This is a genomic window from Photobacterium phosphoreum (assembly GCF_002954725.1).
In the GTDB taxonomy this organism is placed as follows: Bacteria; Pseudomonadota; Gammaproteobacteria; order Enterobacterales; family Vibrionaceae; genus Photobacterium; species Photobacterium phosphoreum.
Genome location: NZ_MSCQ01000001.1, coordinates 1,904,784 through 1,920,921, shown reverse-complemented (window position 1 = coordinate 1,920,921; position 16,138 = coordinate 1,904,784). Strand labels below are relative to the sequence as shown.

At 40.2% G+C, this 16,138-nt stretch carries 16 protein-coding genes and 1 pseudogene; 8 read left to right on the top strand and 9 right to left on the bottom strand.

Annotated features, from left to right (window positions below; genetic code table 11):
- Positions 1 to 3 precede the first annotated feature (3 nt).
- The 5 genes from BTO21_RS08340 to BTO21_RS08320 all read right to left on the bottom strand — a co-directional run bounded on the left by BTO21_RS08340 (position 4) and on the right by BTO21_RS08320 (position 5,843).
- The gene (locus tag BTO21_RS08340) at positions 4 to 1,620 is read right to left on the bottom strand and encodes a site-specific integrase (protein WP_045030657.1); all 1,617 of its coding nucleotides are present in this window, start codon (positions 1,618 to 1,620) and stop codon (positions 4 to 6) included.
- A gap of 18 nt (positions 1,621 to 1,638) precedes the next feature.
- On the bottom strand, positions 1,639 to 2,115 hold the full coding sequence (locus BTO21_RS08335) for a hypothetical protein (protein WP_045030655.1): 477 nt from the start codon (positions 2,113 to 2,115) through the stop codon (positions 1,639 to 1,641).
- Positions 2,116 to 2,707: 592 nt separating this feature from the next.
- On the bottom strand, positions 2,708 to 3,562 hold the full coding sequence (locus tag BTO21_RS08330) for a MurR/RpiR family transcriptional regulator (protein WP_087820958.1): 855 nt from the start codon (positions 3,560 to 3,562) through the stop codon (positions 2,708 to 2,710).
- 38 nt (positions 3,563 to 3,600) lie between these two features.
- Entirely contained in the window at positions 3,601 to 4,290 is a 690-nt protein-coding gene (locus BTO21_RS08325) for an N-acetylmannosamine-6-phosphate 2-epimerase (protein WP_045030653.1), read from the bottom strand.
- A 2-nt stretch (positions 4,291 to 4,292) separates the two neighbouring features.
- Complete coding sequence (locus BTO21_RS08320) at positions 4,293 to 5,843, bottom strand: PTS transporter subunit EIIC (RefSeq protein ID WP_045030651.1); 1,551 nt, start codon at positions 5,841 to 5,843, stop codon at positions 4,293 to 4,295.
- A 491-nt stretch (positions 5,844 to 6,334) separates the two neighbouring features.
- Between BTO21_RS08320 and BTO21_RS20345 the strand changes: the two are divergent.
- From BTO21_RS20345 to tsgA, 3 genes and pseudogenes are all read left to right on the top strand, one after another.
- Positions 6,335 to 6,901 (top strand): annotated as a pseudogene (locus BTO21_RS20345) (polysaccharide biosynthesis protein); the annotation flags it as partial.
- A 386-nt stretch (positions 6,902 to 7,287) separates the two neighbouring features.
- Positions 7,288 to 7,995: a purine-nucleoside phosphorylase gene (deoD, locus tag BTO21_RS08310; RefSeq protein ID WP_045030649.1), complete on the top strand. Its 708-nt coding sequence runs from the start codon at positions 7,288 to 7,290 to the stop codon at positions 7,993 to 7,995.
- Positions 7,996 to 8,071: 76 nt separating this feature from the next.
- Positions 8,072 to 9,238, top strand: a complete 1,167-nt coding sequence (gene tsgA, locus BTO21_RS08305) for an MFS transporter TsgA (RefSeq protein ID WP_045030648.1) — start codon at positions 8,072 to 8,074, stop codon at positions 9,236 to 9,238.
- A 54-nt stretch (positions 9,239 to 9,292) separates the two neighbouring features.
- Here tsgA and BTO21_RS08300 read toward each other — a convergent pair whose 3' ends face one another.
- A complete protein-coding gene (locus BTO21_RS08300) occupies positions 9,293 to 9,973 on the bottom strand; it encodes a Crp/Fnr family transcriptional regulator (protein WP_045030646.1) in 681 nt (226 codons plus the stop codon).
- A 482-nt stretch (positions 9,974 to 10,455) separates the two neighbouring features.
- Between BTO21_RS08300 and BTO21_RS08295 the strand changes: the two genes are divergently transcribed.
- The 3 genes from BTO21_RS08295 (at position 10,456) to BTO21_RS08285 (ending at position 11,590) form a co-directional block, all read left to right on the top strand.
- Positions 10,456 to 10,770, top strand: a complete 315-nt coding sequence (locus tag BTO21_RS08295; RefSeq protein WP_107293850.1) for a type II toxin-antitoxin system Phd/YefM family antitoxin — start codon at positions 10,456 to 10,458, stop codon at positions 10,768 to 10,770.
- Entirely contained in the window at positions 10,767 to 11,174 is a 408-nt protein-coding gene (locus tag BTO21_RS08290) for a type II toxin-antitoxin system YafO family toxin (RefSeq protein ID WP_052672688.1), read from the top strand. The genes BTO21_RS08295 and BTO21_RS08290 overlap by 4 nt, the downstream gene beginning before the upstream one ends.
- A 227-nt stretch (positions 11,175 to 11,401) precedes the next feature.
- Entirely contained in the window at positions 11,402 to 11,590 is a 189-nt protein-coding gene (locus BTO21_RS08285; RefSeq protein WP_239992743.1) for a hypothetical protein, read from the top strand.
- Positions 11,591 to 11,861: 271 nt separating this feature from the next.
- On the opposite strand, the gene BTO21_RS08280 is transcribed toward BTO21_RS08285, so the two are convergent.
- Positions 11,862 to 12,137, bottom strand: a complete 276-nt coding sequence (locus BTO21_RS08280) for a hypothetical protein (protein WP_045030642.1) — start codon at positions 12,135 to 12,137, stop codon at positions 11,862 to 11,864.
- Between the two features lie 523 nt (positions 12,138 to 12,660).
- Here BTO21_RS08280 and BTO21_RS20340 point away from each other — a divergent pair.
- Positions 12,661 to 12,789: a hypothetical protein gene (locus BTO21_RS20340; RefSeq protein WP_269781394.1), complete on the top strand. Its 129-nt coding sequence runs from the start codon at positions 12,661 to 12,663 to the stop codon at positions 12,787 to 12,789.
- A 122-nt stretch (positions 12,790 to 12,911) separates the two neighbouring features.
- Here BTO21_RS20340 and BTO21_RS08275 read toward each other — a convergent pair whose 3' ends face one another.
- Complete coding sequence (locus tag BTO21_RS08275; RefSeq protein ID WP_045030640.1) at positions 12,912 to 13,571, bottom strand: N-acetylmuramoyl-L-alanine amidase; 660 nt, start codon at positions 13,569 to 13,571, stop codon at positions 12,912 to 12,914.
- Complete coding sequence (locus BTO21_RS08270) at positions 13,568 to 14,446, bottom strand: lipase family protein (protein WP_052672687.1); 879 nt, start codon at positions 14,444 to 14,446, stop codon at positions 13,568 to 13,570. Before BTO21_RS08270 ends, BTO21_RS08275 begins: the two co-directional genes overlap by 4 nt.
- 229 nt (positions 14,447 to 14,675) lie before the next feature.
- On the opposite strand from BTO21_RS08270, the gene BTO21_RS08265 reads away from it, so the two are divergent.
- Positions 14,676 to 16,049, top strand: coding sequence for an MBL fold metallo-hydrolase (locus BTO21_RS08265; protein WP_045030638.1), 1,374 nt, complete (start codon positions 14,676 to 14,678; stop codon positions 16,047 to 16,049).
- Positions 16,050 to 16,138 lie beyond the last annotated feature (89 nt).

Here is a 16,138-nt window from a genome sequence, read left to right as displayed (position 1 = left end):
CGATCATTCCTGTAAAAGATGAATATGTGAAAAAGAAAATAATGTGGTGCTATCTAGACTGAAATATAATTTTCCCGGGAGCGGATTTAAAAACTGCAACAATATTTTTTTGTTGATGGGAAAACATTGATCGCTGCCAAGATGCTCACCAAAGGAGGAATGGCCCATTAGACGATCAATGTGCTGTGTTGTGAGCTGCGGATTGATCGATGTCAGTGCCTGTTGCGCAAAGGTATGACGTAAACAATAAGGCACGATTTTTTTTACATTGCTGCTCTTATAAGGCCAATGCAGGTGCATAAATTGACGCATACTGCGGGCATTAAGAGGCAGGGGCTGATTGTTTTCATCAAATAAAAACCATAAAAATGGCGATGAGGCATGGCTACCAAGTTGGGTCAATAAATTCTGTTGAATGGCCAAGTAGTGTGTGATGGCCTGTTGTAAATAATCGCAAAGGTAAAGCGTACGGTAACGGCCTTTATCCGATAGCGTTGATTGAAAGGTGCCATAACATCGACGCGTTTCAAGTGAGATCGCATGTGTCGGCCTTGCGCCTGTTAACATCAAAAACTGAAATGCGAGCTGATAGGTTAATGCATTGTAATAGGCCTTTAATTGGGGTTTGGTCGCGATCTTAGCAACGGTATGTTGTTTGACGTTATTATCAAGCGCCAGGAAAAAAGTCCGTACATCATCTAAAGGTAAGGCGCGATCTGATCCCACCCAAAGTGTGGGTAATTCGATATATTGATAACCGTGATCACGAGGGTTTTTTCGGCGTTCAAAAACAACAATTTTTCCTACTGTGGTTAAATACGCTGGCAGCGTCACTTTTGTATTTAATAACAGTGAAAGATGATGATGCGCGCTATCTATCGCGAGATTAATGCGATAACGACTCGCTGTTTGGACGATGCGCTCTAAATACTCATTGTGTGCTTTAAAAATTTTATAGCGGATCTGATCACTGCTTTCCCGTTGGTAGGCAGTTGCGCTGCGATGATGCAACGTTTTATTCCCTAACAAGACTGATTTTGCCGACGTTGAGAGATAGGGACAACGTTGAGCCATGATCGTGAAATAGCGAAAAAAGACATCTTTTCTTAGGCGACCATACTGCGCGCACAGCTTGGGTGTTTTCCATGATTTATTGATAAATCGCCACAGTTGCTGTTTCAGTGCGACATTTAATAATGGCTTTTGCGCTGTTGTGTTGAGGGTTCTAACGTAGCGGTAGAAAAAATGATTCAGTGCGCTAGGCACAGGTTGCCACTGCCAAACAACCCCGGTTGAGGTTGAATAACACAGGGCATATTCCACCCATGAAATACCACTGAGGTTGATAATACGTAGTCGATGTTCGGCACACGCATCTTTACCTGTTACACGCGATAACGACGGAATATCCTCGGCTGCGGTGAGGCTATCGAGTTGCTGTGTCATCCATAAATAGATAAAGGTGAACAACAATGGCGCGTTATCCTCAGAGTCATGAAATAACCGATTAAAATGAATAATGGCAATCTGCAGAGTATTAACCACATGCAAGGCGTCAGGCGCGATCCCACCACTATTTTTTTTGCGATTATTTTTGGCAATAGCCGCGTTAATACCCATGGTTATCATCTCTTTGTGTTAATGGCGGACAGCGGAAGGTGAAGTATTCGCGAGCAGTGCCAATTTTTGTTTTGAAGGCACCGATTGATGATGCTGTTTCGCTAACTGATGACGTTTTGAGAGGTTATGTAGCGGTTTAGCTTGTAGGCCATGGTAGAGACTCGGCTCAATAAAGCTCAGTGTGTGGATCACCGATTCTACTTCATCAACAGGGTAGATCTGTATTTGCACCTTCAGCGTTGTCGAGAGCGAGTGTTGTTGTAAAAAGAAAAAGGCAGGGCAAGGTGCAAGCAACCAATACTGATCAGTCATCGTTGGATGCGGGGTGACGGGCAGTGCTATTTGCGCAAATAATACGGCAAGCTCTTTATCGGTAATACAGCAGAGTTGAGCTTGGTTGATTAATTGAACACTATCCTCGGTGATGATTTGAGCCAGCAGGGGGTGATAAGTGAGCTGTAATGTTCGTAAAGCTATTGTTTTTCTGTTTGCCATGCCGATCTCCTAATACGTAATAAAGCAATATTATGGGTTGAATAAGAGTGAAAAATAATCGCTAAAAATAGATCCCGTGATGAATAATGTGATAGCGACGCTATTATTTTTTTATTTTATGTATAACAGCATTAGGCGTATATTTATTGTGCAATATTGTTTGTTTCGACGCAGGGGGGGATTTGAGTGTTTTGTTGCATATTGTTTGCTGTGGGACTGCGACGCGAGGCGAAGTGTTTAACATTAAACACGCTGAGTTAATGAAAGGTATTGATTTATTGAAATGATGTTTATAACTGGCGTTATTGAGTGTAAACCGCGCAACGGAATATAGGCATGTTGAATGGGGGAAGGTTGGCCTTCGCTATTGTTGAACCTGCAATAATGAGTTAAAAACAGTGACAGTGGAAGTCATTATTTTTGAGTCATGTATGGCGGCATTGAATAAAAAATGATGGGTCTAAGTGACTTATTTTCTTCGCTATGTCGAAAACGAGGCTTGCTTTTCCTCACACATAAACCCCATCGCCATATTATTTTCAGACCTTATTATGACAAGCTAAAATCGCAACAACCTGACATAAATTAGTCTTTACCCTAATGCTTTGATTGTCTTCATTTTCACGTCTTGTGCTTTTTTAGGCTCACGCTGAATGAGTAGTGTATAAATAAGATCAATCATAAACAGTTGAGAAATGACCGTTCCGATAGAGTCTCCCTGAATGAAGGTTTGATCATCACCCGTGATCAATACATGATCGGCCATCTTGGCTACAGTTGATTGATGGCAATGTGTTAATGCGATCGTTGTAGCCCCTTCTTTTTTGGCTAATGAGAGTGATTTGATGATCTCTTGTGATTCGCCTTGATGAGAAATAAAAAAAGCAATGTCTTCTTTATTTAATAAACTCGCACGTATATACATCATATGATTGTTGTGGAGTGATTCAGCCTTTAATCCAATGCGCATTAACTTGGTATAAGCATAATTCGCTGCGATACCGGATGAGCCGATACCAAAAAAGCAAATATCACGACAGCGAGTGATTTTATCAACCAGCAATTTTATTTCGTTGGGCTTAATAGGGGTGATGGTATCGTTAAGGATGGTATTAAGGTTGTTCTTTAACTTACTGGCGACGTCAATAACATCATCTGTTATGGATAATGCAAATGAGCCGAGATTAGGATCTATGCCATGTTCTTGTTGTGTGGCATCAACAGCAAGGGCAGTTTTGAAGTCTTGAAAGCGATGAAACCCTAATTGACGACAAAATCGTGTCACACTGGCTTCGCCGACATTCGCATTTAAGGCAAGATCTGAGATGGAGATAGTGATGACATCATCGCTATGCAGCAGAATATATTCCGCAAGCTTTCGTCCTGACTTAGTAAAGGTTTCTTGATTTTTTTGAATATCTTTCAGTAATGATTTTGTTGAAGTCATAAAAAGGCCTAACCGAGGTTAGGCCTTGTTATTATGGCCTAACACATTTTAATTTCATCGATAAATGCTGTTGTAATTTGTTTTGGTCGAGTGATAGCACCGCCAACCACGACAGAATGTGCACCGAGCTCAAGACACCGTTTCGCTTGTGCTGGTGTGCCTACATTACCCTCTGCAATAACGGGTATTGAGACAGCATCAACAACAGCACGTAAGAATGAAAAATCATGATGGTAAAGTTTCATTCCTTTAGTTTCAGTAGTATACCCATGAAGAGTGGTAGATACACAATCAAATCCAAATTCTTGTGCGGTTAAGGCTTCTTCTAATGTCGCAATATCGGCCATCAACAATACTGAAGGGTATCGCTGGCGAATGGTATTGACCATTTCCTTTAATGTCATGCCATCGGGTCTTAACGCTAAGCAAGCATCAAGTGCGATCATGTCTGGATCTGCGGTCATGAGTTCATCGATTTCTTGCATTGTGGCAGTTATATAAATCGATGAGTTTTCATAGTCGCGTTTTAAAATACCAATAACAGGTAACTGGGTGACACGTTTAATTTCTGCAATATCTTGTGGTGAGTTAGCACGTATTGCACAAGCCCCACCTTCTTTGGCTGCTAACGCCATGCGTCCCATAATAAAACTGCTGTGCAGCGGCTCATCTTCTAATGCTTGGCAAGAAACAATCAGATTATTTTTCACAATTGACAACATATTCATTTCTAACATCCTACTGCTTCTTCAACTTCTGTTTTAATGATGGTGACTTGTGGACCATAGACAATTTGGATCCCATTACCTTTAACTATCACTGCTCGTGCGCCTGTCATTTTTAATAGCGCTTCATTAACGTTTTCGCCATTGATGACAGAGATACGTAAGCGTGTTGCACAACAATCGACATCTTTAATGTTATTGCGGCCACCGAGTCCTTCGATAATTTTTTCTGTTCGCTCAGAGCCCGCGATATTTTCGATGATTGCGCTGTCATCATCTTCGCGTCCTGGTGTTTTAAGGTTTTTACGTTTGATGATGAAACTAAAACTGAAGTAATAAAGTGCAAACCACACGCTGCCAATCACAGGCACCATGATCCAGTTGGTTTTCGCATTGCCTTGCAACACACCAAATAAAATGAAGTCAATAAAACCGCCTGAGAACGTCTGCCCAATTGTAATATTGAAGATATGCGCCATCATGAAAGCCAAGCCGTCAAAGATGGCATGGATGAAATACAGTACTGGCGCGACAAAGAGGAACGCGAATTCTAACGGCTCAGTGATCCCGGTTAAGAAAGAGGTCAGTGCAGCGGTAAACATTAAGCTAGCAACACGTGTTTTATGCTCTTCTTTTGCACATTTATAGATAGCGAATGCGGCACCTAATAAACCAAACATCATGGTAATGAAGCGGCCAGACATAAAGCGTGCAGTGCCTTCATAAAACTGTTGAGTATTAGGATCGGCAAGTTGAGCAAAGAAAATACGTTGGGTGCCTTCAACTAAAGCGCCGTCAACAATTAAACTGCCACCTAATGCGGTCTGCCAAAATGGAAGATAAAAGATATGATGAAGACCAAAAGGACCCAGTAAACGCAGTACAAAACCGTAAATGAAGGTGCCAAGGTAGCCTGACGCATCAACCAATGAGCCAAGAGTACCAATGCCTGATTGCACAAAAGGCCACACGATATACATCACAACCCCCAGCAAAATGGCACTAAATGAGGTGATAATAGGAATAAAGCGAGAGCCGCCAAAGAAACCTAGGATTTGAGGCAATTCGATTTTGTTAAAACGGTTATGCAAACTGTACGTCATCAAACCCACAATAACGCCACCAAACACACCAGTATCAAGCACCTGCATACCAAGGATCATCCCTTGACCAGCATTACCTAAGTTTTCTGTTAGTAGTTCACCATTAAGCACGAGTAGTGCATTGATGGTCGCATTCATAACAAAATAACCCAGTAGCGCCGCAAGACCTGCTGTACCTTTATCACTGCGCGCTAATCCTACAGCTAAACCCACGGCAAAAAGCACAGGTAAGTTACCAAAAATAACAGCGCCAGCACTGGCCATCAGCGTGAAAATACATTGCAGCAACCAAATGTCGAGGAAAGGGTAAGCTTGTAATGTATTCGGGTTTGATAGGGCACCACCAATCCCGAGCAATAAGCCAGCTGCGGGTAATACGGCAATGGGTAACATTAACGATTTTCCGAACTTTTGTGCCTGTTCAAAAAATCCATTTCTGATGCGGTCTAACATGGTGAAAAACTCCGTAAAATTAGAATTGTCATTTCATGTTGCTTTTTGTGGAGTTTATTTTCATTTTGAGATGAAGAAATAGGCATCGCTCACACTTTTATGAGCAAAATTTTTCCAGTATCAAAAATGTGAACTGAGCACGAAAAAGGGCGAGCCGTAATATCTAAAGCAGATCATAAGTTGAAGCTATTCATGCTTTTTGTTCCGGCTTTTTGAGTGCTTTATTGGTATTACTGCCCATTTTTAGACACAGCGCTGTCATCTAAACTGTCTCATTTTTCCGATTTTTGAAGTAAAGCTGTCACTGCAACTATTTGAATTTATAGTATTTTATTGATTTATAACGAAAATTGGAGAGGGGGTAAAAAAGGGGAGGAATAGCCTAAAAGCTATTGTTAATTTTATCATTAAAAACTAACAATCCGCATATTGTTACTCTTATCAGTATCGCACCAAGTTCATTCGTAGCTATACCGCGTACTGTGCCAATCATCTATGCATTGTTTAAGCGTCAAATTGCTAAAGGTGGCCCAGTTACAGTAACTGATCCTAATATCATTCGTTACTTTATGACTATTCCAGAAGCGGCGCAGTGGGTGATCCAAGCGGGCGCAATGGGTAAAGGTGGTGATGTATTCGTATTAGATATGGGCGAGCCAGTTAAGATTGCTGAATTAGCGGCGAAGTTAATTAAGCTATCAGGTTTGGAAGTAAAAGATGAATTAAATCCTAACGGTGACGTTGAAATACAATTCACAGGTTTACGCCCTGGTGAGAAGCTGTATGAAGAGTTATTGATTGGCGATAATGTTGGTCAAACTCGTCATGAACGTATTATGACTGCTGATGAGATTTACTTGCCGTAGTCTGAATTTGAGCCGTTATTACAGCGCTTAGATGTTGCATGTCATGACTTTGAGCATGAAGTGGTACGTAATATTCTGCTTGAAGCACCAACAGGTTTTGTTCCTACTGATGGTATTTGTGACATCGTGTGGAATATTAAATCGCGTCCGCAATTGGCTGAAGTGATACCGCATCAACTGATTAGTGCTTAGTCTTGTGACGCAAGATGATTTTTAAAAGATTGAAAATAGATTAACGCCCGTATTACTTTGCAGTACGGGTGTTTTTTTGTTTTGGGGCTTTATATTTATGTTGTTTTACGTTTAAGATTTCAGGTTTTCTGAACATTAATAGACAGTAGCTATATTATCGTTCTTTATATTCTTCATATTCTTCATATTCTTCATATTCTTCATATTCTTCATATTCTTTATAGGGATATGTTAATTGAGCGTTTGCAACAAATAGCGTAAAAAGTTCAACCCAAAAAAGAATAATAAAATTGAGATATCAAACTGGAAAAGCGGACTTTAGTCCTGAAATGTTGAGTGGGTGTTTGATTACTATGAGCGCATACAAACACTTGAAGGTTTATCTCATGACTGCACATATTAATGCTCAACCGGGTGATTTTTCTGAAACTGTGATTATGCCGGGTGATCCACTGCGCGCTAAATTTATCGCTGAAACGTATTTAACGGATGCGGTGTTAGTCACTGATGTTCGTAATATGCTGGGCTATACCGGTTATTACAAAGGTCAGCGGGTGTCGGTAATGGGTCACGGTATGGGTATTCCCTCAATGGTGCTTTATGGCCACGAACTGATTCATGATTTTGGGGTTAAGCGCATTATTCGTATTGGTAGCATTGGTGCAACCCAAAAAGATGTGCATATGCGCGATATTATTTTAGCGCAAGCTGCTGGTACTGATTCTCCAACTAACGCTAAGCGCAGTAGTGGTTATCAAATGGCAACCTCGGCCAGTTTTGGTCTGTTGCATAATGCTTACATGACAGCCCAGCAAAAAAACATTGATGTTAAAGTCGGCAATATTTTCACTGGTGATATGTATTACGATCCTGATGAAGATTTGATCCCCGCATTAGAGCGCTTTGGGGTATTAGGGATTGATATGGAAGTGGCGGGTTTATATGGCCTTGGGCATCAGTTTAATATTGAAACCCTCGCTATTTTAACGGTGTCTGATCACTGTCTAACCGGCGAAGAAACTACCGCTGAAGAACGTCAATTGTCTTTTAATAATATGATTGAATTGGCATTAGAAACCGCATTACAGCCTTAATCATTCCGCAATAGGCTCTTTTTTGACTATATTAAAAAGAGCCATTGTTTCGCCGCTGACTCATGGAGTGGAATCAATGAAGAATAAAATCACCCTTACCGCCCTTAGTTTCCTTGCCAATTTTATTATGGCAGGTTTTGCCACTCAATTTGGAATGTTAATTGAACCTATCGCAACTAAGTTTGCTGCTAACGTTAACGAAGTTGCGTCGATATTTTCATTACTCAATGGTGGTGCATTAGCAGGTACGATTGCTGCGTTTTTCCTGATTGAAAAAATCGGTATTAAACGTATGACAATGGGATGTTATTCATTGATTGCCGTTGCGGCGGTTATTCTTCATCTGACCACCAGTTTAACTGTGGTGATGATGGCGATGACGGTAGTTGGGTTTTGTGGCGGTGTCGGTTTATGTATCGCTGGTACCATTGTGGTATCTGTGTGGAAAGACAAAATTCAAAGCACAATGTTAGTGGTGCAAGATGCTACGTTTAACATTGCAGGGGTCATATTTCCGTTAATCACTACTTATGCATTAACTCAAGGTCTATCTTGGAGTTACAGTTATTTAGCTGTGGGTATGGTGGCGATTGCAACGGCAATTATAGCGGTATTCACTAATTTTAAAGCCTGTGAATCGACAGGGGTAAATGGCGAGAAAGAACACTCAGAATGGAATTTCGGTATTATTAGTGGCGGTATTGGCTTGTTTCTTGGCATGCTTGCGCTTTATACCTTCCTTACTTGGGCGCCTATCTTTGTTAAAGACAAATTTTCGATTCCATTTGAAGATGCGGGTAGCATTATTACCCAATATTGGTCAGCTGCGTTAGTCGGTGCACTAGTGTCGACCGTGATTGTCTCACGCATGAAAATCCAACATTTCTTACTGATAGTGATTTCATTTGCAATGGTGATCACCGCGCTTATTGTGACCACCGATAAGATGTCATGGCTCTCTTACTTAACTTATGGCTACGGTTTTGTGTGTGCCGCGCTTTATAATGCCTTCATTGCTTACGGGGTGTCGTTTGTACGCAATGCGAGCAGTAAAAATGTGTCGTACATCTTAGTCAGTGGTAGTGCTGGCGCGATGTTTAGCCCAGCAATCAGTTCCGTGTTTGAGCGTGTGGTTGGGTTACAAACGGTGATGTACGCAATCCCTGTTATCTATGCAGCTATTTTGGTGATGTTGTTGCTATGTCAGCGTTACCAAGTGCGTCAAGCGGTGTTATGTCGTTAATGTAACGCTAACTAAACCTTCACCACTCGTTATGAAGAGTAAGGACTTATGTGCTTACTCTTCTGCGTCTAAGTAGGCTTTAAGTTTATCCATATCAACGACTTCTAATTTTTTCTTTTCTTTAATGATTAATCCTAATGTGATCAATTGCTGGACTGAGCGGCGATACACTCTGTCTGATGTGCCAAAGCGTTCTGCTTCTAAATAGCCTTTTGTAAAGCCATCAATAGGAAGATCATCCAAGTGTTGGTGATAAAGATCGTAGGCAATATTATAAGCAATCGGGTAGAGTAAACGTCGAGTCAAAATTTCAATCGTATCTTGATAATCAATGGCTATCGCGCTGGCAAAAAATAAAGCTAATTGCGGGTTTTGATTAAGTGCTTGTTGGAGCTTGTCACGATTAATGATCCATACTTCCAGTGCTTCAGATGCGATGACATCCATCTGACAACGGTAATTAGAAAAAAACTCCATTTCACCAAAGATTTGGTGGTCGCAATAAATCGAGCCTAATTGAAAGTTACGTCCACTGCGGGTGCTATATTTTAACGCAATGCGACCTTGTTTGACTAAGACCAGTGATCCTAACTTCTGTCCTTGCTGTATCAATAATTGCCCTTCATTCACGAATCTCTTTTCGCTAATACAAGCTAATACTATTTTTTCTATTTTCGAATATTCATCAGTCCAAGATTGCTGATAACGGCCTTTTTGTAGCGGTTTAAGTTGCATGTTAAATACCTATTATTTATTCCTATGAATGATACGGTATTGATTCGATTTGGGCTAGGAAAAGAGAGGAAGCAGCAGCGGCAAAGAAGAGCAGGGTTAAGATTGTGGGTGTATTAGTAACGAGTCTCGAGATGAAAAATGCTGGGTAAGTGCGCGGTATTGATCTATTTAAATGATGTTTATAAATGGCGTTATGGAATATATGCTCGTTTAATGGGGGAAGATTTAGCCTCAGTTATTTTTGAACATGCAATGATGAGTTAAAAATAATGGCAGTGGAAGCAACTGTCTTTGAGAAATTCATGGCTGCATGTAATAAGACTAAAGCGCTCAATAAAGCATGCCTTGGCGTTGCGGCATGGACAAAAAATGATGGGTCTAAGTGATTTGTTCCAAGATGTTTAAATAATTTTATTCAAACTCAAACAGCTTTATATCACAATTAGGTTATGTACGTTATAATGTACAAAAAAGGTGGTGATATGACGACGCAAAATGTATATTCTCAAAAAGCGGTCAGTGTGACTTACGCAAGAAGCCATATAAAAGAGTGTTTAGATAATGGTACAACGGCATTATTAAATAATAATAAGGTGACGGGTTATATCGTTAACGCAGAAACATTTGAATCTATGATGAATATTTTGGATGGTTTCACATCAATTAAAAAGCAATTAAGCCCTGATATTGAATCTAAAATAAGTCGTGCAAAAAAAGCATTAAATGGAATTCAAACGAAAAGTGCGAGTAATTACGTTAAGTATAAAGATATGTCTGATGATGAGTTGTTTGAGTGAACACCATTATGCCTGATGTTATAAGGATCATTTCGGCTAAACCGTTTAGAGATAGTTTTACCGATAATGATGCTAGAGATTCAGTGAAAGCGTCTTTTCTCGAGTACAAAATAACAAACAACAATATACAAGATGGCTGGTCATTTGGGCGTGACGTCCCATATCACCGCCCTAATGCAGCATTACAAGCAGAAATGCAACATGTCCATCTTTTAACCGTCGATAGCTACAACGAAGATAAGCAGCAATACAATAATACCAGTGATTATCACCTCGCCTATTGCTTTAATGACGATCACTCAATTTATTGTTTGCTTGATATGTTGACCCATGAAGATGCTGAATCAATGGATATAATGTTAAGCCTCTCTGAATTAGCAGAACGCTTTAAAACGAGTTTTTAACGATGATTTCTTGATTTGTGATGACCGCTTTCTTTACCATTGTTAGCATGACTAATTTATATGTCCGTCCAATTTTTTCGCTGTAACTAATGAAGCATGAATACTTGGTGTAGCTAAGTCATGCAAAAAATGCTTACTGTGACACCTTTATTGTCACTAAAGGATAAATGCGCCATAATTGTGACACTTTTATTCAGAGAAGTGTCACAATTAAAAGGGTATCTGCCATGAATAGGTTTGAAATCCAACGCTATATCGAACAACACTGTCACCCAGTGTCTGTTTCAGACCTTATTATGGCTCATCCCGACTTAATTCGCCGTACGCTTCAGCGTTGGCTTAATAAACTTATTGAAGACAATCAGATAGCAGCCATTGGTGACGGTCGATCACGTAAATATAATTGCACTGATTAATCAAGCAGAGGCAACGCAAGTTATTGCTAAATATGAAGGTGTTATGATTAGGGCGAATGTATTTGACCCATTTATAGCAGCATGCGACGAAGCGAAAGTGCCAAATAAAGCATAGCTTGAAGCGATGGCATTTACCAAGCAAGGTGAGTTTAAGTGAGTTACTTCAAGGTGTTTAAATAATTGGATAAATGACAACACGATAGAACATGTTGATGGTTCAATCATCAAGCCTACTGATTAACAATAGGCTCGTGTGTTGATGTATTTTTATTTATTGCAATAACAGCGGCAAAGTGTCTTTGTGGTAGCATGTCGCGAAGCTCTTATAACCATATTGTTGATTATCGTCATACTCTTTTACCATCGCTTGCACTTCTCCCGCAGTTTTTAATTCAGGCGTCGCGTCGCTACTTTCATAGTTCCACTTTATAACAATATCAGTGTCTGGTGACATATTAAGAACGTCATTCCATGTGTACTCAATAAACTTTACGTCGTTTTGTTTTTTGTTATTTAGCATTGATAGTACGTAATCAATCAATTTCATTTTTATCATCTTTTGTTATCAAGCATTAAGATAAGGTATCAATACATCAACCAGTTAATATAATGAATTCTTATATTTTACCATCAGGTTATGGTCAATAAAAGCAGTTATGTTTTTAGAGCTTGATCAAATTATTCATTCTAAAATGGGATGAATGGTGATGTTTTTGTCACAACGTAATGAGTTTCTATTTTTTAGTAGCATAATTATGTGTTTATGGCATTTTGGCGGACAGTCGATCCTTTATCTTATTAGCTCTTACTGACATGATAAGACACATTTTTTAGCTTCTCAATCTTCTTATTCCACTTTTGACTCATTATAGCAGCTTTAAAACGCTTAATATAAGAATAAATCATACTATCTGTGTGTTATTGGCATTATATCTTTTACATTTATGTTTATTGTCACAAATATACCTTAAATGTATTATTTTGATAGCGTGCAACTGATGCCCTACATATACTTAATAAATAGAACAGGGTGCTGTTCGATATATTTATATATTTTAGAGTGAAATAATATGCAACTATTTAAGAAGTTTACGGCATGGCTAAGCAAACTTGATGAGTACGACAAGCAAGCAAAAAAGATACGTTGTGAAGATCGTCGTGGTGAATATGATTACACCACTGAGTCTGTAAAAAAATAATACTAGACTCTTAAATATATAATAATTAAGCCACAACCCATATTCGCATAACATGGTTGTGGTTTTTTTATGGCTGCTATTTAATATTATTGTTACTTTATTTTCCTCGCTTAATTAGATGATTATGCACTTGCTGCTTTACCCTCGTCCCTTACTTTCCCTGCACTACCTCCTTCCTCTCTTACCCACGCTAATATCCCGCGAACATGATAATCAATGATTTTTTGACGGCCTTTAGGTTGCATTAAGATCAAGCAGCACTCGACTTCATTATCCATAAAGAAATTTTCAGTTAATACTGCCGCCATGCGGGTTTTTCTCAGCATATAAAAGCCGCGTTCTTTATCACTGTCACCATCGCTGTAATCACACCGTAATGGTTTATTGGGAAACACTTGCGTGAAAGCGTGAGTGATATGATCGGCAATGATGTCACTGTCGGTTTGACCTCGGCTGGTGAAAATTTCAAAACCACTGCCACCGCCTGCATTGGCATGTACTGAAATTAATAAACACTGGTGAACAGGGTATTGAGTCACTAAATGATTAGCGCGTCTGACGCGGGTTGGTAAGCTAATATCTTCCAGCTCTGGCACAATAATTTTATTTTCAATTCCACGTAACGTTAATGCTTGGCTGATACCTTGCGTAATAGCACGATTAAATTCCCCTTCAAATAATTGGCTACCATCAGACCATAATGGTGAACGCTTACCGGGTGTTTGGTAAATCCCATTAATCACGCCGCCATGACCGGGATCTAATAAGATAAAGGGTTTCATAACGTCACCTTCGGAATACCGTATTTGGCGATAACATCACTCCATAAATAACCATAAGACTTATGCGTATTACCGGGATAGTCGTTGGTGATATAACAATCTTGAGGCTTTACTTGATGGCGATTGGCAAGGTAATCATCACTTAAATCATGATCGATACACACGATGTCGGTTTTATCGCTGACATTGATCCATTGCTCGGTCACACAATCTGGCGTGGCTAATTTTCTAACGCTCGGCTGGTGAGTTATTTTAGGTAAAAAACCTTTGACGCTGGTCAGTCCGAGTGGAGAGCCAAACGTAAACCAAGTACTAATTTGGGGTGGGGTAGTTTGGCGGCTCAGTTGATGCAAGACGTTATATGCGATCACGGTGCCCATTGAATGACTGAGTAAAATAATCGGTCGATGTTGATATTGATTGATGAGTTTTATTAACGGTTGTTCGACAGCTTGTTGGTAGCTCGAATCATGAAAATAATGATGAATATCAGGTAGCAGTGATTTTAAAAAGGGTTTCGAGATCCAAGAAAAGACGTTGAATTTATCTTCCATCCACTCCGCTATTTTTGATCCCCAATGGGAAGTGTTAGTGGTGGCTAATGGTTGGTTATTATTATGCGTATTATTGCGAGTTGGTAACGGTTTAATGGCATGAATATGTTGAATAGCGGTGGTTGTTGCCGCTGATAGCACCAACGGTTGCTGATAAAAATGATCGGCATAATAGGCCATTTTGAAATCAATGTGCGGATGTAGCTGTGATTGGTTATAGCATTGTAAGCCATGTTGCAGCGCTTGTTGCCAATGAGCACTTAAGGTGGTGGTGGGAAGTTTATTTCCGCGGCCATGAATAGCAATAATGATCGGATACATAATGGGTAAGCTCTCTTGGTGGGTTACCAGAGTGCTATTACATTTTATATGTGTGCATATGTATATATTAAGGTGCTTTTTTGTGACCGATTAAGAACTCCCCAGTGATTGTTACATTACATTAACATGGTAACGGCGGATGGTTCCTATTTCTTCCTGTTAATATTTCTAACAATATCAGTACGCTGTCATTATGGATTTTTATTTATGAGTGGCGAGGGAGGTAGCAGTGGATATTGTTCATTATGGCGCGAAAACAGGAGTAACGGGATCATGTCATGAGCTTGTTATCGGTGATAATAGCTTATTGATTGATTGTGGTTTATTTCAGGGAAAAGAAGCCCGTGAGACGTTAGATATTGAATTTAATATTAATAATATTGCTGCATTATTACTGACCCATAGCCATATTGATCATATTGGGCGCTTACCGTGGTTACTTGCCGCAGGCTTTGCGGGTCCTATTTATGCCACTGAAGCAACAGCCGCGTTGGTACCATTAATGTTAGAAGATGGGCTTAAAATTCAGTTAGGGCTCAATAAAAAACAATGTCAAAAAGCGTTGGCTTTAATTCATCAGCGCATTCGTCCGGTGCCTTATGATTGTTGGGCGCAAATCGTGTTACCGACTGGTGAGTTAGTGAAGATCCGTTTTCGTCCTGCGGGGCATATTTTGGGATCGGCATATATTGAAATTAAACTGCCTACCAATGAGATTGTGGTTTTTAGTGGTGATCTTGGGCCGAAAAACACCCCATTATTAACCGATCCCGTTGCCCCTACAGCGGCGCATACGTTAGTGATTGAGAGTACTTATGGCGATAAACCTCACCACCAACTTGAACTGCGGCAGCGGGTTTTAAAACAGATCATTGAACGGTCATTACAAGATGGTGGCGCGATTGTTATTCCTGCCTTTAGTGTTGGCCGTACCCAAGAATTACTGTTTGATCTTGAAAATATTATTGCAGAAGTTGATGTTGATCCTAACGAAGATCAAACCATTAAACGGGTGTGGAAAAGGTTACCCATCATACTGGATTCACCATTGGCGCAAAAGGTGACCGAACAATACCGTTATTTCCACGAGTTGTGGGCCAAAGAAGCAAAACAGCGCCGTTATATGGGCCGTCATCCATTGGCGTTTGAACAATGCATTACTATTAATAGCCATACTGATCATCTCGAATTGGTGAATCGACTTCAGCATTCTGGTGAGCCCGCGATCATTGTTGCCGCCAGTGGAATGTGTTCTGGCGGGCGCGTGGTGAATTATTTAAAAGCGTTGTTAGCTGATAAACGTACCGATGTGATTTTTGCAGGTTATCAAGCTCAAGGTACAACCGGACGCGCTTTAGTGGATGGCGAAAAAGTGATTAAAATTGACGACAAGGTGATCGATGTTGCCGCGCAGATCCATCAATTATCAGGCTATTCTGCTCATGCCGCCCAAGAAGATTTAGTCAGTTTTGTGGCTGACATTGAGCAAGGCCCACAAGTGATTAAAGTCGTGCATGGTGATTTAGAAGCACAAACCGCGTTGGCGACTGAATTACGTAGGGTTAAACCTGAAGCCACGGTGATTATTGCGGCAAGTGAGTAAGAGATAGGAAGGGCAGGGACGAGGTTGCGAGTTTCGAGTAACTAGAAAGAGCAGGGGCGAGAAAGAATCAACTGTCCGCGCGTTGTGGG

What these genes read in the sequence shown, in the direction of transcription:
- deoD (WP_045030649.1), top strand. Translation starts at nt 7,288, where the DNA reads ATGACTGCACATATTAATGCTCAACCGGGTGATTTTTCTGAAACTGTG.
- BTO21_RS08320 (WP_045030651.1), bottom strand. Translation starts at nt 5,843, where the DNA reads ATGTTAGACCGCATCAGAAATGGATTTTTTGAACAGGCACAAAAGTTC.
- BTO21_RS08330 (WP_087820958.1), bottom strand. Translation starts at nt 3,562, where the DNA reads ATGACTTCAACAAAATCATTACTGAAAGATATTCAAAAAAATCAAGAA.
- tsgA (WP_045030648.1), top strand. Translation starts at nt 8,072, where the DNA reads ATGAAGAATAAAATCACCCTTACCGCCCTTAGTTTCCTTGCCAATTTT.
- BTO21_RS08285 (WP_239992743.1), top strand. Translation starts at nt 11,402, where the DNA reads ATGAATAGGTTTGAAATCCAACGCTATATCGAACAACACTGTCACCCA.
- BTO21_RS20340 (WP_269781394.1), top strand. Translation starts at nt 12,661, where the DNA reads ATGCAACTATTTAAGAAGTTTACGGCATGGCTAAGCAAACTTGATGAG.
- BTO21_RS08335 (WP_045030655.1), bottom strand. Translation starts at nt 2,115, where the DNA reads ATGGCAAACAGAAAAACAATAGCTTTACGAACATTACAGCTCACTTAT.
- BTO21_RS08300 (WP_045030646.1), bottom strand. Translation starts at nt 9,973, where the DNA reads ATGCAACTTAAACCGCTACAAAAAGGCCGTTATCAGCAATCTTGGACT.
- BTO21_RS08280 (WP_045030642.1), bottom strand. Translation starts at nt 12,137, where the DNA reads ATGAAATTGATTGATTACGTACTATCAATGCTAAATAACAAAAAACAA.
- BTO21_RS08295 (WP_107293850.1), top strand. Translation starts at nt 10,456, where the DNA reads ATGACGACGCAAAATGTATATTCTCAAAAAGCGGTCAGTGTGACTTAC.
- BTO21_RS08275 (WP_045030640.1), bottom strand. Translation starts at nt 13,571, where the DNA reads ATGAAACCCTTTATCTTATTAGATCCCGGTCATGGCGGCGTGATTAAT.
- BTO21_RS08270 (WP_052672687.1), bottom strand. Translation starts at nt 14,446, where the DNA reads ATGTATCCGATCATTATTGCTATTCATGGCCGCGGAAATAAACTTCCC.
- BTO21_RS08325 (WP_045030653.1), bottom strand. Translation starts at nt 4,290, where the DNA reads ATGAATATGTTGTCAATTGTGAAAAATAATCTGATTGTTTCTTGCCAA.
- BTO21_RS08340 (WP_045030657.1), bottom strand. Translation starts at nt 1,620, where the DNA reads ATGGGTATTAACGCGGCTATTGCCAAAAATAATCGCAAAAAAAATAGT.